At 39.2% G+C, this 21,409-nt stretch carries 21 protein-coding genes; all 21 read right to left on the bottom strand.

The genetic code is table 11. The features are described from left to right. Positions 1–389 (bottom strand): restriction endonuclease subunit S (locus AKA01nite_RS08170; protein WP_186805146.1); only part of this gene is annotated, 389 nt, incomplete at its 3' end. A gap of 8 nt (positions 390–397) precedes the next feature. Further along, positions 398–1,927: a type I restriction-modification system subunit M gene (locus tag AKA01nite_RS08165; protein WP_146924829.1), complete on the bottom strand. Its 1,530-nt coding sequence runs from the start codon at positions 1,925–1,927 to the stop codon at positions 398–400. Between the two features lie 14 nt (positions 1,928–1,941). Further along, positions 1,942–2,517, bottom strand: a complete 576-nt coding sequence (locus AKA01nite_RS08160; protein ID WP_146924828.1) for a restriction endonuclease subunit S — start codon at positions 2,515–2,517, stop codon at positions 1,942–1,944. A 402-nt stretch (positions 2,518–2,919) separates the two neighbouring features. Continuing rightward, positions 2,920–3,528, bottom strand: a complete 609-nt coding sequence (locus tag AKA01nite_RS08155) for a BrxA family protein (RefSeq protein ID WP_146924827.1) — start codon at positions 3,526–3,528, stop codon at positions 2,920–2,922. 165 nt (positions 3,529–3,693) lie between these two features. Continuing rightward, the gene (locus tag AKA01nite_RS08150) at positions 3,694–4,878 is read right to left on the bottom strand and encodes a GNAT family N-acetyltransferase (RefSeq protein ID WP_146924826.1); all 1,185 of its coding nucleotides are present in this window, start codon (positions 4,876–4,878) and stop codon (positions 3,694–3,696) included. Positions 4,879–5,420: 542 nt separating this feature from the next. Further along, positions 5,421–7,232 carry an oligoendopeptidase F gene (gene pepF, locus AKA01nite_RS08145; RefSeq protein WP_146924825.1) on the bottom strand — a complete coding sequence of 604 codons (1,812 nt, stop codon included), beginning with the start codon at positions 7,230–7,232 and terminating at the stop codon, positions 5,421–5,423. A 221-nt stretch (positions 7,233–7,453) separates the two neighbouring features. Further along, complete coding sequence (locus tag AKA01nite_RS08140) at positions 7,454–8,404, bottom strand: NAD(P)-dependent oxidoreductase (RefSeq protein WP_146924824.1); 951 nt, start codon at positions 8,402–8,404, stop codon at positions 7,454–7,456. Between the two features lie 57 nt (positions 8,405–8,461). Beyond that, positions 8,462–9,340: a 16S rRNA (cytidine(1402)-2'-O)-methyltransferase gene (gene rsmI / locus AKA01nite_RS08135; protein WP_222592502.1), complete on the bottom strand. Its 879-nt coding sequence runs from the start codon at positions 9,338–9,340 to the stop codon at positions 8,462–8,464. Next, positions 9,315–9,671 carry a GIY-YIG nuclease family protein gene (locus AKA01nite_RS08130; RefSeq protein WP_246117012.1) on the bottom strand — a complete coding sequence of 119 codons (357 nt, stop codon included), beginning with the start codon at positions 9,669–9,671 and terminating at the stop codon, positions 9,315–9,317. Before AKA01nite_RS08130 ends, rsmI begins: the two co-directional genes overlap by 26 nt. Beyond that, entirely contained in the window at positions 9,658–10,410 is a 753-nt protein-coding gene (locus AKA01nite_RS08125) for a tRNA1(Val) (adenine(37)-N6)-methyltransferase (RefSeq protein WP_186805145.1), read from the bottom strand. The genes AKA01nite_RS08130 and AKA01nite_RS08125 overlap by 14 nt, the downstream gene beginning before the upstream one ends. 825 nt (positions 10,411–11,235) lie before the next feature. Then, positions 11,236–11,796, bottom strand: a complete 561-nt coding sequence (gene nrdG / locus AKA01nite_RS08120) for an anaerobic ribonucleoside-triphosphate reductase activating protein (RefSeq protein ID WP_146924823.1) — start codon at positions 11,794–11,796, stop codon at positions 11,236–11,238. Beyond that, complete coding sequence (nrdD, locus tag AKA01nite_RS08115) at positions 11,786–13,966, bottom strand: anaerobic ribonucleoside-triphosphate reductase (protein ID WP_246117013.1); 2,181 nt, start codon at positions 13,964–13,966, stop codon at positions 11,786–11,788. The genes nrdG and nrdD overlap by 11 nt, the downstream gene beginning before the upstream one ends. Positions 13,967–14,106: 140 nt before the next feature. After that, positions 14,107–15,069, bottom strand: a complete 963-nt coding sequence (gene nrdF / locus AKA01nite_RS08110) for a class 1b ribonucleoside-diphosphate reductase subunit beta (protein ID WP_146924821.1) — start codon at positions 15,067–15,069, stop codon at positions 14,107–14,109. 64 nt (positions 15,070–15,133) lie between these two features. Then, positions 15,134–17,326 (bottom strand): class 1b ribonucleoside-diphosphate reductase subunit alpha, encoded by a 2,193-nt coding sequence (gene nrdE, locus AKA01nite_RS08105; protein WP_146924820.1) that lies wholly within the window; start codon positions 17,324–17,326, stop codon positions 15,134–15,136. Continuing rightward, positions 17,295–17,678 carry a class Ib ribonucleoside-diphosphate reductase assembly flavoprotein NrdI gene (nrdI, locus tag AKA01nite_RS08100; protein WP_146924819.1) on the bottom strand — a complete coding sequence of 128 codons (384 nt, stop codon included), beginning with the start codon at positions 17,676–17,678 and terminating at the stop codon, positions 17,295–17,297. The genes nrdE and nrdI overlap by 32 nt, the downstream gene beginning before the upstream one ends. A gap of 4 nt (positions 17,679–17,682) precedes the next feature. Continuing rightward, entirely contained in the window at positions 17,683–17,916 is a 234-nt protein-coding gene (gene nrdH, locus AKA01nite_RS08095; RefSeq protein ID WP_146924818.1) for a glutaredoxin-like protein NrdH, read from the bottom strand. Positions 17,917–18,187: 271 nt separating this feature from the next. Then, positions 18,188–18,532: a DNA replication initiation control protein YabA gene (locus AKA01nite_RS08090; RefSeq protein WP_146924817.1), complete on the bottom strand. Its 345-nt coding sequence runs from the start codon at positions 18,530–18,532 to the stop codon at positions 18,188–18,190. A 133-nt stretch (positions 18,533–18,665) separates the two neighbouring features. Continuing rightward, complete coding sequence (gene holB / locus AKA01nite_RS08085) at positions 18,666–19,658, bottom strand: DNA polymerase III subunit delta' (protein WP_146924816.1); 993 nt, start codon at positions 19,656–19,658, stop codon at positions 18,666–18,668. 18 nt (positions 19,659–19,676) lie between these two features. Next, complete coding sequence (gene darA, locus AKA01nite_RS08080; protein ID WP_146924815.1) at positions 19,677–20,006, bottom strand: cyclic di-AMP receptor DarA; 330 nt, start codon at positions 20,004–20,006, stop codon at positions 19,677–19,679. A gap of 34 nt (positions 20,007–20,040) precedes the next feature. Continuing rightward, positions 20,041–20,676, bottom strand: coding sequence for a dTMP kinase (gene tmk / locus AKA01nite_RS08075; protein WP_146924814.1), 636 nt, complete (start codon positions 20,674–20,676; stop codon positions 20,041–20,043). Positions 20,677–20,925: 249 nt separating this feature from the next. After that, positions 20,926–21,409 (bottom strand): LPxTATN C-terminal sorting signal domain (locus AKA01nite_RS08070; protein ID WP_146924813.1); only part of this gene is annotated, 484 nt, incomplete at its 5' end.

Genomic DNA, 21,409 nt, shown 5'->3' with positions numbered 1-21,409 from the left:
TAATAAATGAATTTATAATTTTGGTTTTCATGAATAACCATTGCTGCTAAAGACTGGTTAGTTGTTAACTCAATTTTATTAACTGCAACAGTTCCTCTTGTTTTTCCCTGTCCAGCCAACGCCATTAATACGCTATTTACAGGAATAATGTTTGTACTCGAATTATCGAATCCTAACTTAGTGATATATTTTTCAGTTGAATATACATATTTTTTATTTATCTCACCCGAGCTCATCCATGGTATATTACCGTCCCAATACTCCTTAACTCTTGTACTAGGAGTTGCTCCTGCATAAATTTTTGTACTCAGTTGTTTTAATTTATTTACAGACCAGTCTTCAGGTATATATCCAATTGCAGTCTTTTTATAAGAATTAACTACTTCCATACTTTCACCTACAATCCTAACTCTTCGAGATATGCTTCCATTTGTTTTTCGACTTCTGCGATTTCTGATTTGATTTTTTTGATATTTTGCTTAACTTCTTTCATATCCACGGGTTCTTCTTCTTCAAAGGTATCGACGTATCTTGGAATATTCAAGTTATAGTCGTTCTCTATGATCTCGTCACGTGAGGCAACATAAGAATACTTATCTACTGTTTCAAAGTTGTCGTAAGTGTCCACTATACGCTGAATGTCTTCTTCACGGAGCTTGTTTTGATTTTTACCTTTTTCAAAATATTCTTCTCCAGATGCATCAATAAACAAGACATCATCACGCGTTCTGTTTTTCTTGAACACAAGAACTACGGCAGGGATACTGACACCAAAGAAAAGATTACTTGGCACACCTATGACGGCATCAAGTAGATTCATCTGGATGATTTCTTTACGTATCTTCCCTTCACTCGATCCTCTAAATAACACACCGTGCGGTAAAATGGTGGCCATTGTACCGTCTTCTGCCAATGAATGCAGCATGTGCTGGACAAAGGCATAGTCCCCTTTTGTTTTTGGAGGCACACCCCAGTCAAAACGGTGATACGGATCCAAGGAGGCTTCCATCTTGAATTTTTTACCGTTCGTACTACCGTCAGAAAAGCCTTCATACCACTTATCGAGTGAAAAAGGCGGATTCGCTACTATACGCTGGAATTTCATTAATTTATCGTTTTCCAAGTGAAGCGGATTAGATAAGGTGTCTCCCCATTCTAATTTCGCATCATCGATACCATGCAGATACATATTCATGATGGCTAAAGAATGAGTTTGTCCATTACGCTCTTGTCCGTAAATCTGTACTTTTTTGTCGGGAACTTGATTAGCTACTTTAATCAACAATGAACCTGAACCGCACGTTGGATCGTAAATTCGATCGTTTACTTGAGGTTTGACCAGACGGGCCAGTAATTCCGAAAGCATGGATGGGGTAAAAAATTCTCCGCCTTTTTTTCCAGCGTCCGACGCAAATTGTTCAATCATATATTGATAAGAATCCCCGATGACATCTTCTCGTCCAACAACAGACGGTTTCAACGTCAATGTATTGAAATCCTCAAGTAATGTTCGAAGGGTCGCATTTCTATCTTTGGTTTTACCCAAAACTGTTTCAGAATTATAGTCAATATTACGGAAGACGCCTCGTAACTTACCTGTGTTTTCATTTTCAATCTTTTCTAAAGCTTTGTTGATGATTTCACCTATTGCCGGATCATTACGTTTACTATAAAGATAATCGAAGGTCGCATCTTCTTCTAGTACGAAGCGTTCTCTAGAAAGAGCGCGCTCAATACGTGTTTCATCTCCATCATATCGTTCCGTGTATTCTTCTAAATGTTCTTTATATGTATCACTGATATACTTAATGAACAGCATGGTCAAAATATAATCTTTGTATATACTTGAATCTATTTTTCCTCTAAATGTATCCGCCGCTTGCCATAAAACACTATTGATTTGTTGCTGAGTCACTGTTTCAGTCATTTGTTTTCCTCCTGTTAGTCAGCCATTATCTCTGCTGTTGCAGCTGCTAGCTGTTTCTCTTTTTCTTTGATCAACTTTTCATATAATGTTTTCTCTTTCTGATGTAATTCTACCAAATCTACAATTCTCTTTTGCTTTTCAATTGAAAGCTCCTTAATTACTAAGGTCTCGAGCACTTTTTTACTGGTACTTGTCACACGTGTGCCTGATTGCACTTTTTGCAATTCTCGTTTTGTTTCCTCGCTGTTTAAATACCAAGCCACATACTCGGGCAGATAATTCTTATCAGTAATCTTGATTTTCACGAAATAGGACGGAACGAGTAAGTCTTCCTGCTTTTTACTGATATAAACGGCTGTATTAGGATGAGTGAGTCGCATAAGTACTTCACCTTCTTCAGTGAAATATTTTTTTGATAAAAGCTCGGTACTTGGAAAATATTCAAAACCTTTGTTGTTGAAATAGCCCTCTTCCTCAATATTACTCACTGAAATCACTGGATAGCGTTTCTTTACATTAAAGTCAAAGTCAGCTTTTTTACGGTTTAAAGCCATACCTAAATGTATGTCTCCAATCATTTCTAATTTCATTTCACACCTCATTTTTATTTTTGATTTATATTTGTTATATACAATATAAAACATATTATATTGTTTTGCAAACACTTTCTTGAAACATTACACTTTTACTTTATTATTCTATATAATAAGTGTGAGGAGGAATATGTATGGGAGACATAAAATTATTTTCACTACATAATCAGACCGTTAGAGAATTAGAAGAGCAAGCCATTGCTATCTAGAAATCTCTGCATTCGACTATTGAAAATAATCTCGAGCCCTTTTTAGCTACTGATTACAGTAAAGGTACACATCGCTGAATGAGAGATAGCGATGTGTACCTTTTTTTATGAGACTATTAACTTCCTCTTATTTGATGTTTGTCATGACCTTTATCCTGTGCTCAACTTTTTAAGAATCGATCATATCGTTTTACCTTACAAGTTCCCCTAAAACCACTTCCACGATGTCCTGTTCTTTCCGCTTGATCATATACTCTTTGATGTGCGGTTCGATGTTCAAACGTTGGAGTTCGATATCATCATCGTCAGTTTTTCCCATACCGACATTATTTAAAACCCGATGAAACGCTTCTCCGAGCAGCTGTTTCGTCTCCTGGGTCCATTGGGCAACTGTCTGACTGTGATCTGCTTTCTTTTCAATAAATGCTGACGTTTCCTGTTTACCCAAATGCCAGTCCAATACCAAGAATTTATCCCAGACCACTTCCCGCATATATTCGAACAAGAGCTGGTCTTTCTTCAACAAAGCGTAAAGCAGGATGGCTTTACTTGTATCTGTATCGACTACTAAAAACTGATTGAACAAATAGACGTCAAGCTCCTCCAGACGTTTTTGGATCTCGTTGAAAAAGCGCACAGTCCGGTCCTGACTGTTCAGCTGAAAAAGATTTTCTTCAAGGAGCAGTTCAAGAATTGCCTCATACTTTTTCCCTTCATGCAGCAGCTTTGCTACGATCAGGGTCTCTTCATATAAAAATCCCCGAGTATTTAAGGTCGTTAGATAAGCTTTTTTAGTCATGAATGCTCCCCTTCCTGTTTTCTTATCTGCTTTTAGTATATCATTTATCGTTCAGCGGTACTTGTTTACCTTATTTACTGAGTACATAAAAACTGCTAACAAGATTCGCTAATCAAAGGGGTGCTGAATTATTTTTTCAAACGGATAGAAAAAGAGTTTTAAACATCAGAAATAATCATAGAGTTCTGGCGTCCCCTTGGGAAGTATTTCCTGCACGGCCTGTGCTGTCTCTTCTTCTCCCTTAAGCGATCCTTCAAAGTGCAGTTCCGCAGCTGTTTTAAACTGCATGAACAGTTGGGTCCATGTCTGTATATCCGCTTTTAGATAATGTGAGCCTACCTCGGCCTTTTCTTCTGTTGATACAGAAACTTCCTCTCCTGAAATAGAAAGCTTGAACACTTTATTATTCCATTCTGCTGTGTCATCAGAGACTTCAAGCCAGAAATCTTGCTGGTCTACTGACTTGAAAGGGAACTGTTTCAGGAACTTCTCCATATCCACGATACGAGCCATCATCGAAGAAGAAATAGACTGTTTAAGAGAGGCTTCTTCAAACAAGTGAGTCAGTCGCTGATCGGAACGAGCGGTATATAAGAATTTTTCAAAACTCGATGAATGCGTACTAATAAAGTCCCAGAGCGCCCTTTCTGCATTCCCAGATAGAGCCATTAATTCGTGGATGTGGAAAGTGTTCTGACCGTCACCTGTGAACTCGTATATGAGGTAACCTTTTGGACGGTCTTTCTCATCACGGTATAATGCGACCTTCTTTTTATCTGATGGCAGGAACTTTTTATTCCACAACCACTCTGTTCGTCTGACCGGACCGATGGACTGAGCCATTTTCTTTTCATAAATCGACTGGATCGCTTCTTTCTGATCCTCATAGTCTACACGCTCGACACGGTTTTCAGGCACTTTAAAAGAACCGAAATCTTCAGGCATGATCTCATACAAGCGCTGTTCGAACGTGATTTCGTAGCCGAATTTTCGGTAAAAACGGTGAGAAAATGGATCGAGATAAGAAAGCACATGTCCCTGGTCTTTCATCTCTTTAAGTGCTTGATCCATCAGTTGACGGATCGCTCCTTTTCCTCTTACTTCTGGATAACTGCTTACGTTCCCTATACCGCCCATCTTTAAAATGCGGCCACGGTAATACACTTCAAATGGAAAAACGATCACTGAACTTTTCAGTTTTTCCTTAAAGAATGCTCCGTAAGCGATACCGTTAACCATACAGTCATCCATCCATTGTTTTGTTTCTTTTGTATCTTCTAAATGAAAAGCATAAACGTTTAAATCGTATAGATCCTGATTCTGATTTTTTGTCAATTTTTTTATCTTCAATATAACTTACACCTTTCTATTTTATTTACTTCATACTAACACTTTTTAGAACTGTTTATTTAGACATTGTATGAAAAGTTGTCGACTGATCATCATAGTCAATAATAAGCGTTGGTTAAATCTTCCCATTCGTATCGGTAAGCTTCTTGTAACAGCGAAAGGATTTCTTCAGTGTTCGCTTAAGTATGCCTTTACCATAGATGCTTCTGTTGGTATAAGCTGGCCTTTTTCGCCGCAGCGAAAAAGTTCCTTCTGAAAAGACCTTGGATTGTGGTTATTCGAAAGGATTTTTTAGTTTTTCACGTCAAACTCCTTTCGATTACGTTTTTTCGATAGGAGTTTTCCAGTATTTTTCCTCAACTTCTTTCGATTAAGGCTATTCGATAGGAATTGCACGGATATTTACACCAACTCCTCTCGATTAGCGTGAGAGTATAAATATTCTTTGCAAAAAAAACATTTAACGAATGTCAACTTTACTAAAACAAAAGAGACGAGGTCGAGAGATAATTATCCCGACCTCGTCTCATTGTGGGTATTGTTTAACTTTCTTGATCGATTTCTTCGGTCAACTCAATAATGCGGTCAACGGATTCGTCCAGATAGTTGATCGTGTCTTTCAGTGGCTGATCCGTCGTGATATCCACACCGGCTACTTTTGTTGCTTCGGCAGGTGCTTTGCTTCCGCCTAAAGCCAGGAATTCAAGCCAGCCGTCAACACTTTCTTCCCCACTCTTGGTTTTGAGGAAGGCTTGAGTCGCGATCGTCAGTCCTGCTGAATAGGTATATGGGTAAAGTCCCATGTAGTAGTGGATCTGACGCATCCAAGTGAGTTCAGCTCCTGGTTCCAGCTCGACAGCGTCTCCCCAGAATTCTTCAAGAACACTGCGTTTCAGTTCACTTAACTTATTCGCATCAAAACTCTTGCCTTCATCGATCAGACGATATACTTCACGCTGATAAGCGGCTTCAAGTAAGTGTGTTACGAAATTATGGAAATACGTTTTGGAGATCATTTTCGACAGCACATTACGCTCCATACGTGCATCGTCTGCCTCTTCTTTCAGATGATCAGTCAGAAGCAGCTCATTGAAGGTCGATGGTGCTTCGATCAGGTAAAGCGATGGGCGGGCACTTGTCAACGGATTGTTTTCATTGGATAAAATCCCCTGGCCTGCATGACCGAATTCATGGACTAGCGTATAGGCGTCTGACAATTGACCGGTATAAGACACCATGACATAAGGATGCTTGCCATAAGTCGTTGAACAAAATGCGCCTGAGCGTTTGCCTTGGTTCTGAGCGAAATCGACCCAGCGTTCAGGGTAGGCACGCAGGATCATATCGACATAATCTTCTCCGAGTGGTGCAAAAGCTTTTTTCACTAAGTCTTTGGACTCTTCAATGCTGACCGGCGTTGTGTATTCAGGATCAAGGTCCACTTTCAAATCAGCATAAGTCATTTTGTCCATACCGTGAACATCTTTTAAGTGTGTAACAAATTTACGCATAACTGGCGCAAAATCGTTCATGATCATATCGATTTGACGGTTATACAATTCCTGAGGGACTTCCTGGTCTAAAAGCAAGTAGTCGAAAATAGAATCGTAGCCGCGCATCGTAGCCAGTGTTTTTTCTGTTTGAAGTTTTGTATAGTATGCTGTCGCTACAACGTTCTTATACTGGCTTAATGTTTCATTAAATTTATCATAAGCTGCACGTCTTATTTTAGGGTCTTCAGAATACATATACACTTCTTCATATAAAACGAAGCTGAGTGGATATTCTTTGCCATCCACTTCGAAAGTGCCGTAATCTGCATCTGCAGATCGTGCCTGTTCAAAAATTTCTTCAGGCGAATCAAAGACAGGTGAAATCTGGGCAAGAGCTTCTTCAACTTTCGGGTCAAGTTTTGCCAACTTGGATTTTTTGATCTTTCGAATATATGCTTCATAAGCAGGTTCGATTTCAACAATGGCATTGAGCATCGTGTCATCCAAGTCTTCTATTTGAGATTGGAAAAAGCTCATCTTAGCCGCTGCGTTTGCCAGTACATTTGATGTATGGCGGGCTTGTTGTTGTGCTTCGCTATCTGTTATGTCAACAGATACTGGAAGGTAACTGTATTGTCCGAGATGAGAAGACTTGGCTGAAATCTCTTCATACTTTTTGATCGCTTCGACAACAGTATTGACTCCTGTAAGGTTTCCATCATATTTAGCTGAAAAAGTGTCTACTTCTTCAGGTAATTCTTTCAGAGCCGTTTTGAATGCTTCCTGGCTTTCAAATATCGCACTAAGATCCCATTTGAGTTCTTCGGAAACATTGGATCTTTCTTTTACTTCTTCTGACATTCTTTTCTCCCCTTAAAATACGTTTGTTTATGACAATGTGTCATGTTTCCAGCAAATAAATGGCTGATAAAGTCATTGTATCACGATTCCCCATCTATTTGTTAGATTTTTTTAACGTTTCTTTTGTTTTAATCGACCTGTTTTATCATTGATTTATCATTATAAGACATTTAAAAACTCTAGATAGTTAAAGATAACAGAAGAAATTAAACCTCAAACATTTAATAGCCTCTTTCATAGTCGACAACATTCTTATCAGGAATTCGCTGCTTGCTAAATTCACGTAAGTTTTCAATAAAAATCGGAAAAACTGCAGCTATATAGTCTTCTAACTTTCCAGAGATATGCGGTGTCAGTAAAACATCTTCTCGTTCATAAATCGGATGGTCTTCTGGCAACGGTTCTTGATCCACTACATCCAAAGCAGCAAATTCGATCCATTTATTATCCAGTGCCTTAAGTAGATCCTGTGTGACAACCGTTTGTCCACGGCCAACATTTATAAATAGAGCAGAAGGTTTCATAACTCTGAATAACTCTAAATCAAATAAATTTTCTGTTTCATCTGTCAACGGCAAGATATTGACGACAACATCTGCTTCTGGCAACACCTCTTTCAGTCTATCTTGGGTTACCATTTCATCCATGTAGTCAACTGAACCGCCGCTTCGGTTCACTCCGATCGTTTTCATACCGAAAGCCCGGGCAACTTTCCCTGTCTGTTTTCCGATAGATCCTGCACCGACAATGAGCATGGTTTTCTGATTCATCTCGCTGAGTTCTTCTGACGGTTCCCATTTTTTCTGTCGCTGCTGGATAAGAGAATAGCCGATTTTTCGCGTATGACTTAAAATCATTCCCATGACCGATTCGGCAATCGCATATTTGTGTATGCCGCTCGTTGTGGTCAATGTGATTCCTTGTTTCTTTAACTTCAGAAGATCGACATAGTCTACTCCGGCCGAAGTCAGCTGGATCCACTGAAGTTTGTGACTTGGATCATCAAGCAATTCCGATACCTCTTCTTTATTCCAACCAAATACACCTTTTATTTCTGAAATATCGCTGACGTCAGAAATTGATTCTATAATATCATAAGAAGGTGCCACTTTATTGATTTTGTTCCTTTGTTCATCACTTAATGAAACATAGCTCAATAATTTGTCAGGCATTTTATTTATCTCCTTTAATTTTTCTCTGGGTCTTTTACCATTCACTCTGGATTTTTTTCAGTCATCCAATCCATGATAGGCAGCATATACGGATCGTTTAGGTAGGTTCCGTATCAGAGCCACTTCTTTGATTGCTTTTTTACTGGATAAATCGTTATTTTCCATCACAAATTCGACGTGTTCCTTCAACGTCCAATTTGCCCATGCTTTTTCTTCCGTCTCACTGTTTTCATTTCCTTCGACAATAACGACGAACTCGCCACGAATTTTTTCGTTGTTCAGCCACTCCAGGACTTCTTTTATCGTGCCGCGTATAAATTCTTCAAATCTTTTTGTCACTTCCCGCGCTAAGACGATCTGTCTTTTTTCACCAAAAACCTCTTTCATCGCTACAACGACTTGCTTGATACGATGGGGAGATTCATAAAAAACCAAGGTTTCTTCTCTCTTGTTCAATTCTGTCAATTTAGCATTGAGTTCTTTTTTTTTGCGTGGCAGGAATCCTAAAAAGTAAAAAGGCTGAGGCGTCAAGCCAGAAGCGATCAACGCTGTCAACGCAGCATTCGCCCCCGGTAAAGGTACGACCGTTATGCCTTCATCGATCGCGGCTTTCACTAAATCCACTCCCGGATCACTGATCGACGGCATTCCTGCGTCACTCACTTGTGCTATAGATTTGCCTGCTTTTAGTTTCTCGATCAGCTGGGGTGTCCGTTCTTTGGAATTATGTTCGTGAAAACTTATCTGAGGGGATTCTATTTCAAAGTGATTCAAGAGTTTCTGTGTATTTCTTGTATCTTCTGAAGCGATAAGATCGACGTGTTTCAGAAGGTCAACAGCCCGGAACGTCATATCATCTAAATTACCGATAGGGGTCGGTACTAAGTACAAATTTCCTTCTTCCTTATGTTCAAAGCTTTTCTGCGTGTTGATCATCTTTAATTGGCTCCTCCCTGATGATGCATGTCTTTTGTTTCTCAAAAGGTATTTTTATCCCTTGTTCGATCAAAAATGTATTCTTTTGTGAACGTGTCCTCTTTTTAAAGGCGGCTTCTGCTTTAGTCGCTGCGCTGCGCGAGGGATGAGCTTCAGCATAAATCATTCTCAGCGGTCGGCGCTTTTTTAACCGAGTATATTTAGCTCCGATTCCGGTATTATGTTCTTTCAATCTTCGTTCAAGGTTCGTAGTATAACCAGCATAAAGCGTTCCATCCCTGCAATGCAAGACATAAAAATAACTTGTTTTCCCTTCACTACTCATTGCCATAGATCATCCTTCTCACTTCAGGAAAATAATTATCCTGCTCGTCAAAAACATATAAAGGAGGGGCTATTTTAAGTCCGGTTTCTTTACCATGCTTGATGCCTTCGATGAGCAGCATATTCGCTTCCTTCCCTTTTCTGGGATATACAAAACGGATCCGCTTGGGGGCAATCCTGACTGCCCGCATTTCATCCATGATTTCAAGGAAACGTTCAGGCCGATGTACAAAATATGCTTTGCCTTTCGTTTTTAATAGATCAGCGGATGTTTCCATCAACTCTTTCAGATTTAAATGAAGTTCATGTCTGGCAATAGCTAAATGCGTATTGGGATTTTTCCTGCTCTCACTGGTCACGGTAAAATAAGGTGGATTACAAGTCAGAACATCCACTGAATCTTTTTTTATATGAGTGACAGCGTCTTTCACATCAGCATGGATCATTTCAACGCGTTCGGTCAAATGATTGAGCTGGATACTTCTTTGAGCCATATCAGCTAATCGTTCCTGAAGTTCTATCGCCGTTATATTACTTTTTGTTTTTTGGCTCAGCATCAAAGCAACGGCTCCATTACCTGAACACAGATCAACAACTTTTGCTCGATCATGTGTCGGTACTTTCGCAAAGTTCCCTAGAAGCACTGCATCGAGGGAAAAAGAAAAGACTGATGGACTCTGAATTATTTCCAAATCATATTGCATCAGCTGGTCGATGCGTTCATCTTGCTTTAATTGAATAGTCATTTTGAGGGTCCTTACTTTCATTATTTATTTTACTAAGTATAACAAAAATCGTGCTTCAGTTTGTCTTTCATTTAAATAATAACCCCTAGAATTGACAAAAGCCACTCACGAGTGAGCGGCTTTCTATACTTAAAAATAAATATTTCTAAAGTGAATCTTTTTTTATTCCTATTCATATAGATACGACTAGGTTTCTCATTTATACGACGTGATCCCTACCTCTACCGCGTCCTTACAACTCTATAGTTGCGCCAGTGTGAATAAACTTCTTTAAAACGTGTTTATATTATATTTCATATTTACTTTCAACGTACTTATTAGTATACCATTTTCAAGGGGAGATGCAACTTTTATGCTTCTCATAGATTTAGATGCCGAAACTTTTTTAAACGCTTCAGCGTTAACTCGTTTCATTATCATACTTTGGAATTTTAATAACCGGATTACTGTTTTTAATTCTATATCAGCAATCTCAAATGGCGTTTTCGTTCACTTTACCGATGTCAGTTCTACTTCAGTGGACTCAAACGATTTTCTGTCTCACTTTACCGATGTTAGCCTTACATCAGCTTGCTCAAAATATATTCTGCTTCACTTTACCGATGTTAGCTCTACATCAGCAGACTCAAACGATTTCCTGTTTCACTTTACCGATGTCAGCTCTACATCAACAGACTCAAACGATTTCCTGTTTCACTTTACCGATGTCAGCTCTACATCAACGAACTCAAACGATTTTCTGTCTCGCTTTACCGATGTTCACTACATTAATACCCTGTGCAACTCTATTTTGTGACACTTATATTAATCGTCCTTCATTTACACTTATTTGTAGTCACCGTCTTTCCAGAGAATCACTTTGCCTGATGCTAAAGACTGCTTCACATCAATAATCCGCTGATTGGAGCTTCCTCTGAATGCTAAATTCAAATTCATTTTATCTTTTTCGAATCGACCGTCCACCAGAACATCTATGACGGCTAATAAACATTTCTTATCTGGTGTTCCTTTCAAAAGTTCTTCCCATGTATATCCTGTCCAAGACCAGATATCTTTAGCATTACCGAAACGTTCTCTGATTTTCCTGCAAAGGGGTAAGGTTACGCCTGTATTTAAAAATGGCTCACCACCTAGAAGTGTCAACCCCTGACAGTATTCAGCTTCCATGTCTTTCAGAATCTGTTCTTCTAAAGATTTACTGTACGGCTCTCCATAAGAAAAGTCCTGTGCCGCCTTGTTGTAGCAGCCTTTACAGGCAAAGGGGCAACCGCTGACATATATGCTGCACCTTACCCCTTCACCATCGACAAAATTATAAGGTTTATAATCTGCGATGTAATTCTTACTGAATCGTTCACTTGTCCATGATACAGGATCAGCTGCCACTGGGATCAGATCCTTTCATATGTTTGGTCCGCGAAGCGATTTCTTTGTGGCGCCCTTTTACCATAGGACGTTTCTGCGGGTTGCCTAGATAGCCGCACGTCCTTTTGACTACATCACACGTGTTAGGGTCTGTATTTCCGCACTGTGGACATTCAAATCCCTTCTCTGTTGGTTTAAACTCTCCATCAAAACCGCATGCATAGCAGTGGTCAATAGGTGTGTTGGTACCAAGATAGCCCACACGATCGTAGGCATAATCCCAGACTGCTTCCAGTGCTTTACTGTTTGCCTGTAATTTAGGATATTCACAGTAATGGATGAATCCCCCACCTGTGTATTCAGGATAATCCTTTTCAAAATCAATTTTTTCAAAGGGGGTCGGATTTTTACGTACATCGTAGTGGAAACTATTTGTATAATATCCCTTATCTGTTATATCTTCTATCTCTCCAAACTTCTCAGTGTCCAGCTGACAGAAGCGATCCGTCAAACTCTCACTTGGGGTGGAATAGACACTGACGTGCAGATCACTCTCTTCTCCCCATTCATCCGCTTGAGCTTTCAGCGTCTTCATGATATCCAGGGTAAAAGCCTTAGCTTCTTTATTCTCTTCCCACTGACTTCCGTAAAAGAAGGCAGCCGCTTCATATAAGCCAATATAACCAAGTGATAGCGTTGCGCGCTTATTCAAAAAAAGCTCAGAGACAGAGTCCCCATCCGCTAAACGTTTTCCAAAGGCACCGTGTTTGTATAAGATAGGCGCATTAGCCGGTTCCGCTTCCATCACACGCTCGGCTTTAAAAAACAAAGCATCTTTAATGATCCCCAGACGGTCTTTCAGCAACGCATTAAATCGATCACGATTACCTTTTGATTCCATCGCGATTCTAGGAATATTCAGCGTAACCACACCCAAATTCATGCGACCGGCTGATATGTTTTCCCCCTGTTCATTTTTCCATCCTTGTAGGAAAGAACGACAGCCCATTGGTGTTTTAAAACTGCCAGTAATATCTACGATTTTGTCATAACTCAATACATCCGGATACATGCGTTTCGTCGAGCACTCTAAGGCTAATTGTTTGATATCATAGTTTGGATCATTTTCGGAAAAATTCACTCCTTTTTTCAAAGTGAAAATTAATTTCGGAAATATAGCTGTTCGTTTTTCTTTTCCAAGTCCTTCAATACGAATAGCTAAAATTGCCTTTTGTATCTCTCGCTCGACCCATGATTCTCCCAATCCAAAACCCAAACTAGTAAAAGGGGTCTGTCCTTGACTCGTATATAAGGTATTGATTTCATATTCTAGACTCTGCATAGCATCATAAATATCTTTTTTTGTTTTTACAAGCGCGAACGCTTTCTGCCTTTCTTCTGTATCGATCCAGGTTTGAGCCGTTTCTAGATGTTTTTCGTAATTAAGCATGGCATATGGGGCAAGCACTTCATCTATCCGATCGAAACTACAGCCTCCGTACTGGCTTGAAGCGACGTTCGCTATGATTTGAGCTGTCTGAGCTGCAGCTGTCTGGATAGAACGTGGCGATTCCACCTGTGCATTGCCGATCTGAAAGCCATTTTCAAACATATTTTTAAAGTCGATCAGACAGCAGTTACTCATGGGAGAATAAGGAGAATAGTCAAGATCATGATAGTGTATATCGCCTTTTTCATGTGCATTCGCTACATGAGGGGGCATCATTTTGAGTCCTGCTGCTTTTCCAACGATCCCAGCTGTTAAATCCCGCTGAGTGTTGAAAACTTTGCTGTCTTTATTGGCATTCTCATTGACAATGGATTTGTCCTGCTTAAGAAGATTACCGATCATGCTATTTACGTCTCTTCTGGACTCCCGGTCTTTTATCCTTTTTTCATTGTACCGAATACTTGCCTCTACCAGTTCATCCAAGCCGTACCGCTTCAGTGTGGCTAAAACGACACCATCAATGGTCTTCGAGTCGATAGTCACTCTGTCTTGTTCATCTAATTCCTTTTCTACTTCTAGTGCTATAGCTTTTAATTCAGCTAAAGAAGCAGCCTGCTCCAGTTTTTCCGTAACCTTGATCAATCCATCAACAAGTTTTCCATGGTCATACTTTTGTACTCTTCCGTCACGTTTCTTTACGTTCTCTAAGCGATTCACTTTTATCGTGCTTTCTTTTTCCATAAGCTGACTCTGTTTCATTTTATGATTCCTCCTTGAAAGCCCACATCTTTATTCAAACATTCACAATAGATGCTGAATCTATGTATTGTATAGATTCCAGTGCTTCTTTGTCAGAGAAGCACCAGAATCTTAAACTAAATTTATTTTACCCACATGTCATAATCACTGTCTTCCATCGACTCGACCATTCCAACTAAGTAACCATTTCCTACTTGAGAAAAGAAATCGTGATTACTCGTTCCTGTTGAAATACCGTTCATAATAATAGGGTCAACATCTTCTGCAGTATCTGGAAACAGCGGATCAAAGCCAAGATTTTGCAGCGCTTTATTCGCATTGTATCTTAAAAACACTGCTACATCTTCCGTCCACCCGATGTCATCATATAAATAGCTCGTGTAGTCTATTTCGTTTTCATAAAGTTTAAACAGTAGATCATAAGCCCAGTTCTTTAACTCTTCCTGATCTGTTTTATTCAGCTGATTATATCCGATCTGAAATTTGTAACCGATATACGTGCCATGGACCGACTCGTCACGTAGGATCAGTTTAATGATTTCTGCCACATTTGTCAGCTTGCTGTTGCCCAGATAATATAGAGGGGCATAGAAACCGGAATAAAACAGGAAAGATTCCAGTAATACACTGCCCACTTTTATTTGCAGTTCCGTTCCATTTTGATAAATATCGTTGATTATTTTTGCCTTTTTTTGAAGCATCGCGTTCGAATGTGTCCATTCAAAAATATCGTCGATTTCAGATTTCGTATTTAGTGTGCTGAAAATCGCACTGTAACTTTTAGCATGCATTGATTCCATAAATTCGATATTGTTGTAAACAGCCTCTTCATGCTGGGTCAGACTGCTTTGCTTCAGCGCTTCGATGCCATCTTGCGACTGCAGTGTATCCAGCAGCGTCAAGCCGCCGAATACTTTCGCAATCATGTCCTGCTCACTTTTACTTAGTGTATTCCAGTCATTTATATCATTCGATACTGGTATACGCGTATCTGTCCAAAATTGCTCCACCAGTTTTTCCCAAGTCAATTTATCTATCATATCTTCGATGCGATTCCAGTTGATCGCCTTATACTCGTCTGTCATAATCCATTCTCCTCATTCAGGAACACTCTATTTATATCTTGATAATGTTTGGTTGAACCACAGGCTAAATCGTGCAACTCTCACAGGCATTGGATCCAATTTCTTGCTCATCATCTGTAAACGTACGGACATAGTAAATAGACTTGATGCCTTTTTTATGCGCATAGTGTCTTAAAATAGTTAAATCCCGTGTAGTCTGCTTATTCGTACGTCCTTCCTTCCATTCATATAAGCCTTCAGGTATGACTGAGCGCAAGAACAGGGTCAGACTCATTCCCTGATCGATATGCTTTTGTGCCGCGGCATAAACGTCAATGACCTTACGCATATCCATATCATAGGCACTCTTATAATAAGGCAATGTTTCATTTGATAAATGAGGTGCTGGATAATACGTTTTACCTGTCAGTTTTTCCTGACGTTCTTCAATCAAACGTGTGATGGGATGAAGGCTGGCAGACGTCTCATTTACATAGCTTATAGACCCTGTCGGTGCGACAGCTAAACGATTCTGATGATACAGTCCATCTTTTTTAACATCTTCTTTCAGCTGTTCCCAGTCATTTGTACTTGGTATTGAAATGTTACGGGCATTAAAGATTTCTTCGACCTTCTCATGTTTAAATTTGAATGGCTCGTCAATATATTTATTGAAGTAATCACCCGATGCATAAGCTGACTTTTCAAAATTATAAAATGTCGTCTGGCGTTCTTTAGCCATTACATTACTTGCTTTCAGCGTATAGTAGTTTAAAAGTGTAAAGTACGCATCAGTAAATTCGATGGATTCCGGTGACCCATAATGCATTTGATTTAAGGCAAAAAACGTATGCAGTCCCATGGCGCCAAGTCCTATCGTATGATACTTATCATTGCCGTTTTTTATTGTAGGGACCGCCTCGATAGCTGACTGGTCGGTAATATGCGTCAGTGCCCGAACCATTGTATTGATCGACTGTTCAAAGTCGGGTGTCTCCATCAAGTTAGCCACATTCGTGGATCCTAAATTACAACTGATATCTGTGCCCATCACTTCATAATCCTGATTATCTTTGATTACTGACGGTTCTTGAATCTGTAAAACTTCGCTGCACAAATTGCTCATCGTAATTGTTCCGTGTATCGGGTTTTCTCTGTTCGCTGTATCAATATTGATGATGTACGGATAACCCGATTCCTGCTGAAGCTTGGAAATTTCATTCTCCAGTTCACGCGCATTGATTTCAGTTTTTTTAATTTCAGGATTTGCGACCAGATGATCGTACTCTTCACTTATGTCCACATATGCAAACGGCTTACCATACAGACGTTCCACATCATATGGACTGAAAAGATACATTGTTTTATTTTGAGCAGCTAGTTCATAAAATTTATCCGGTACAACTAAACCCAATGACAATGTTTTAACCCGTACTTTTTCATCCGCATTTTCCTTCTTCGTTGACAAAAACCTTAATATATCTGGATGGAACACATTGAGGTAGACTGCACCTGCCCCATTACGCTGACCTAGTTGATTGGAGTAACTGAAACTGTCTTCAAGTAACTTCATGACTGGCAGAACACCACTTGAAGCATTCTGGATTTTCTTGATCGGATCACCCGTCGCTCTAAGATTGGTCAGATTCACACCGACCCCACCACCGATTCTGGACAACTGAAGTGCGGAATTGATCGTTCTACCAATACTATTCATATCGTCTGTCATTTGAACCAGAAAGCAGGATACAAATTCGCCACGACGTTTACGTCCTGCATTTAAAAAGGTAGGTGTTGCCGGCTGATACCGCTGTTCGATGATTTCCATCGCAATATGGTAAGCAAGTGTTTCGTCTCCATCAGCCAGAAAAAGAGCATTGAACGCCACTCTATCTTCAAAGCGCTCTAAGTATTGACTATTATCATCTGTTTTCAGAGCATATTGAGTATAAAACTTATATGCCCCCATAAAAGAGCGAAATCTGAAATGTTTTGAATAAAGGTCGTTAAATAATTTTTCAATAAACTTCTCTCTATACTTATTCAAAAATCCTTCTTCGATAAAGTCATTTTCAGTCAGGAATGTTAATTTTTCTTTTATGTTTTCAAATCGAACTGTATTTGGATCAATGTGCTCATTAAAAAAAGCTTTCACCGCTTCCTGGTCTTTATGCAGCGGTATTTGATTAGCCACTGGTCTATTGAGCTCATTATTTAATTTGTGATAGGTTATCTCTTTTTGTGTTTCACTTTTTGTGTTGATTGATACCAAGGTCATTCACCGCTTCCTTCAATTTAATAACATCCTCTTCATTACCTTGAAATTCAAATGTATGCAAAATAGGTACGTTATAATCATGTGCTATATCTTTGGCAGTAAAGGCAAACAACTGACCAAAGTTTAAATTACCTCCACCTGCGACACCTTTAAACCACTTTAAATTGGCTCCTGTTTCTAGAAAGTCATCCCATATTTCGGTCACTTCCTTATCGTAGGCAGGTGTGACTATGATAAACGATTCCTTCATTTCAACAAATGGATCTGCCGGATTCAATTCCAGCACATCCATGTCTAGTTTATTGACAAATTTTCTGGTTTGCCCAGTTAATGAAAAAAAGACAATCATCATCGATTTACACCAATCTATTCAGCATATCTGGTCTAAATCCATTAAATGCTTCAATACCTTCGGCTAAAACAACAGGTAGAGAACTAAATCCTAATTTTTTCACTTCATCTATCGCGTTGACATCTCTATTCACATCTTTTTCTTTAAAAGGAATCCCTTTGCTTTCAAGATACTTTTTTGTGAATTGACATTGCATGCAATCTGGTTTTGAATAAACAGTCACTGATACGTTATCCATATCATTTACCTCCAATATATTATTTGTGCATCAAGGAAATCATCCTTGATGATAAGTTAACTCTTTGTTTTTTTGTTGTCTTTCTGTTAACTTATTGATAATTCTATTTTACATCAGTTTTTTTCAAACGCAAGGGGAACATACTACATGTGTAAAAATAAAGCTATCAAAACACCACATGTTGTGTTTTTAACATATAAAAACCTTCCTTACAATACAGTTATCCTGTACTAAGGAAGGTTCGTAACTAATGTATTCACATGTTGTTCCTTTATTTTCTTTCACCATAAATGACTTCCAAGCAAAAGGCACACGGTTCATCGCCGTCTCTTCTTGATCCATAGAATAAATTGCAGACATGGAAGCCATCTTCGTATATTTTTTCTAGATTCAATCGGGATTTCGTCAATCCAGAATCTGTCATTTGTTTTTCAATTGATTGCTGTTTAATTATTTCTGCCAAGCGGTCTCTGAGGTGTTGATTTTCCATACGCAGCACATTATTCTCTTCAGTCAAATGAGAAACTTCGTCTTTCATCGTTTTTATTATACCTAATGTGGCTTCTGTTTGGGCTTCCAACTCAGTAAACGTGTCTAACAATTCTCTTTTTTCCATTTTTCACCACTTCTTTATACTTCTCTGTTTATCTGATAGTGATGTCTGGACCGAAGAAATGTCCTAATACATCTTCACCTAGCATACCAGATTACCCTCTAAAATCCAAATAGACATCATCGTTATTTTACTCTTATATTGTTTTTTTCATGATAGTCAACATCTGTATAGTAACCTTTTCAAAGACACCTTGAGCTGCAACATTGCTGTCTAAATATTTCTTACCTCTCAAGATGATTTCCATTAAATCCGCAAGAATCCCCACGCTTAAACGTTCAGCTTCCTGCCTGATTTTATTCTGGTATTTCAAATACCCTACTGAATAGTTTTTTGACATTTGAACATTCAATATATCCTGCAGGATAATCAAAAACAAATCCATGACTAAATGATATTCAGCTTTACCTTTTACCAGCGGCATGATTTCTGTGTGGACATAAACAAAAGCTTGTTCGTCTTTTTTTGAAAGTGTATTGTACCATTTCCACACGGCATCTATGAGACTTGTCAATGTTTCATTTTTAGACAGTTCAATTGCCTGTTCTGTATCACTCGTTAATTGGCTAAGGACAGCTGCCTGATCTTTGGACAACCCTTCATCCTGTAAGCTCAATACCCGCTGCTCTTTTGACAGCCTGGGGAAGTGTACCAATTGTACCCTCGACAGTATCGTTGGTAACAAACGATGTTTAGCAGTCGTTGTTAAAACAATAAGTATGTCTCCTTCTGGCTCTTCAATAAATTTCAAAAGACTATTTGCAGCTTGTGTCGTCATCTTTTCCACGTCTTTTACCAGAATGAATTTTTTCCGTCCTTCCATACCACTTTTCATCATTTCCTGCTTCAGTTCTCTGACTTGATTTATTTTTATGGATATACCTTCTGCTGCTAATTCAATCACGTCAGGATGCTGATGGGAAGATATCCTTTGGCAGATATGGCAATTTTCACAAGGGCCTTCTGAAAAATCTCCACAGAACAGACTTTGTGCAAGCCACAAGGCAGTTTCTGTTTTCCCCGTGCCTGTTGCTCCTTCAAAGAGATAGGCATGTTGAACCTTTTCTTTTTCAATTAATTTCATAAACTGTTTTTTGATTTCTGGCTGTTTCGTTGTTTTGGTAGACATCAAAAGTCTCCCTCACTTCTAGAATTGTAAAAACTGGTCAATAGGCAATACAAAAATCGTTGCTCCGCCTACTTCAACGTTGACTGGATAAGTCAGATCAGACTCTAATGAGAAGTCATAAGACGGCGGACTCATCATTGTTTGAGTACGCGTTGAACAGTTCTCCTTGATCAGATCCAGTGTTTCATTTACTTTTTTGTCCTCTACTCCCATTAAAAATGTTGTATTCCCTGCTCTCAAAAAACCGCCTGTAGAAGATAACTTGGTCGCACGAACACCTTTCTCAGTAAATTCGTCAGCTAGACGTCTGCTGTCCTGGTTCTGAACGATTGCAACGACTAATTTCATTTTGTTTTCCCCCTGTCCTTTTTCAATAAGTAATCTACTTTTTCAGTCTATCACTAACCACTTGCCATACATCCTTGAATACTTCTTCTTCGGACCGACTTGCATCTATACTTACAAAACGTTCTGGCTCATCTTTGATCAATGTTAGATAACCTTGACGTACTTTTTCATGAAACGTTACTTCTTCCAGTTCCAAACGATCCTGGATACGGTTTGAATTTTTATCTTTTATACGGTTCAATCCAATTTCGGCTTCGACATCTAAATAAATCGTTAGATCTGGTCTTTTCCCCTCGATAGCAAATTCATTTATAGCTCTCACTTTCTCGATTCCTATACCTCTTGCCTGTCCCTGATAAGCGATAGAACTGTCGACAAAGCGATCACATAAAATGATTTTTCCTTCTTTTAAAGCAGGACCGATTTTTTCAATGACATGTTGACGTCGCGCAGCCGCATATAATAATGCCTCGGTACGGTCATCCATGTTGGTGTGGGTAGGATCCAGTAAAAGAGCTCTTATTTTCTCCGCTATTTCACTGCCTCCTGGTTCTCTAGTAACTACTAAAGGCGTTTTTGTGATTTTTTGAATTTCTTTTTCCAGGCGTTTAACAACACTTGATTTACCCGCGCCATCGGGTCCTTCGATTGTAATAAATAGTCCACTCACTAAATTTCCTCCATCTAATATTAGATACTATGTTCATTATACGCCAGACGGTCTCTTTTTGTCTATGCATTAAAGCACTGTCACAGTAATCTTGCAATACTGTCTATTGACATTTAAATTTTATGAAAATCTTAGTGAATTTAAACTATGCAGCAGAAAAGTATTCAGTGTCTCAAACCAAAAATGATTTTTTCACTAAAAAACAGGCTGAAGGTCACGACCCTCAGCCTGTAATTTACTATTTAATTATTAGTTTGAAAATTTCTTTCTGAACATTACCAACGCTGCACCTACAGCTGTTGAGAATGCACCTAATAATAAATACATATATGTGTTCGTTGCAGTTGAAGGTAGTGATTCACCATCTTCACCTGGTTTTCCATTTGTTTGACCAGATCCGTCAGTTCCGTCAGTTCCGTTAGATCCGTCGGCTCCGTCGTTTCCGTCGGCTCCGTCGTTTCCGTCGGCTCCGTCGTTTCCATCGGCTCCGTCGTTTCCGTCAGCTCCATCGTTTCCATCGGCTCCGTCGTTTCCGTCGGCTCCATCGTTTCCATCTTCACCTGGTTCTGTTGGATCTTCAGGCAAGTCTTCTCCCATTAGATCAGTAATTCTTCCTTCGATTTCAGGGTCAACGATTCCACCAAGATATCTATCTTCGACCATATAGTCGATCAACTGCTGCCAGTCTTCTTCACCAATGTCTCTGACACGGCCTTCTTCAAATGCTTGGGCA

Source organism: Alkalibacterium kapii (assembly GCF_007988865.1).
GTDB classification, from domain to species: Bacteria; Bacillota; Bacilli; order Lactobacillales; family Carnobacteriaceae_A; genus Alkalibacterium; species Alkalibacterium kapii.
Note: the sequence above shows the minus strand (reverse complement) of the source record. Positions and strands in the feature narration are given on the sequence as shown.

Excerpts from the sequence above, each read along its gene's own strand:
- AKA01nite_RS08155 (WP_146924827.1), bottom strand. The coding sequence starts at position 3,528 with ATGACTAAAAAAGCTTATCTAACGACCTTAAATACTCGGGGATTTTTA.
- AKA01nite_RS08125 (WP_186805145.1), bottom strand. The coding sequence starts at position 10,410 with ATGACTATTCAATTAAAGCAAGATGAACGCATCGACCAGCTGATGCAA.
- nrdH (WP_146924818.1), bottom strand. The coding sequence starts at position 17,916 with ATGGATAACGTATCAGTGACTGTTTATTCAAAACCAGATTGCATGCAA.
- rsmI (WP_222592502.1), bottom strand. The coding sequence starts at position 9,340 with ATGATCAACACGCAGAAAAGCTTTGAACATAAGGAAGAAGGAAATTTG.
- AKA01nite_RS08090 (WP_146924817.1), bottom strand. The coding sequence starts at position 18,532 with ATGGAAAAAAGAGAATTGTTAGACACGTTTACTGAGTTGGAAGCCCAA.
- nrdE (WP_146924820.1), bottom strand. The coding sequence starts at position 17,326 with ATGACCTTGGTATCAATCAACACAAAAAGTGAAACACAAAAAGAGATA.
- pepF (WP_146924825.1), bottom strand. The coding sequence starts at position 7,232 with ATGTCAGAAGAAGTAAAAGAAAGATCCAATGTTTCCGAAGAACTCAAA.
- AKA01nite_RS08160 (WP_146924828.1), bottom strand. The coding sequence starts at position 2,517 with ATGAAATTAGAAATGATTGGAGACATACATTTAGGTATGGCTTTAAAC.
- nrdF (WP_146924821.1), bottom strand. The coding sequence starts at position 15,069 with ATGACAGACGAGTATAAGGCGATCAACTGGAATCGCATCGAAGATATG.
- holB (WP_146924816.1), bottom strand. The coding sequence starts at position 19,658 with ATGTCTACCAAAACAACGAAACAGCCAGAAATCAAAAAACAGTTTATG.
- AKA01nite_RS08130 (WP_246117012.1), bottom strand. The coding sequence starts at position 9,671 with ATGGCAATGAGTAGTGAAGGGAAAACAAGTTATTTTTATGTCTTGCAT.
- AKA01nite_RS08165 (WP_146924829.1), bottom strand. The coding sequence starts at position 1,927 with ATGACTGAAACAGTGACTCAGCAACAAATCAATAGTGTTTTATGGCAA.
- nrdI (WP_146924819.1), bottom strand. The coding sequence starts at position 17,678 with ATGATGATTGTCTTTTTTTCATTAACTGGGCAAACCAGAAAATTTGTC.
- nrdD (WP_246117013.1), bottom strand. The coding sequence starts at position 13,966 with ATGGAAAAAGAAAGCACGATAAAAGTGAATCGCTTAGAGAACGTAAAG.
- AKA01nite_RS08140 (WP_146924824.1), bottom strand. The coding sequence starts at position 8,404 with ATGCCTGACAAATTATTGAGCTATGTTTCATTAAGTGATGAACAAAGG.
- darA (WP_146924815.1), bottom strand. The coding sequence starts at position 20,006 with ATGAAATTAGTCGTTGCAATCGTTCAGAACCAGGACAGCAGACGTCTA.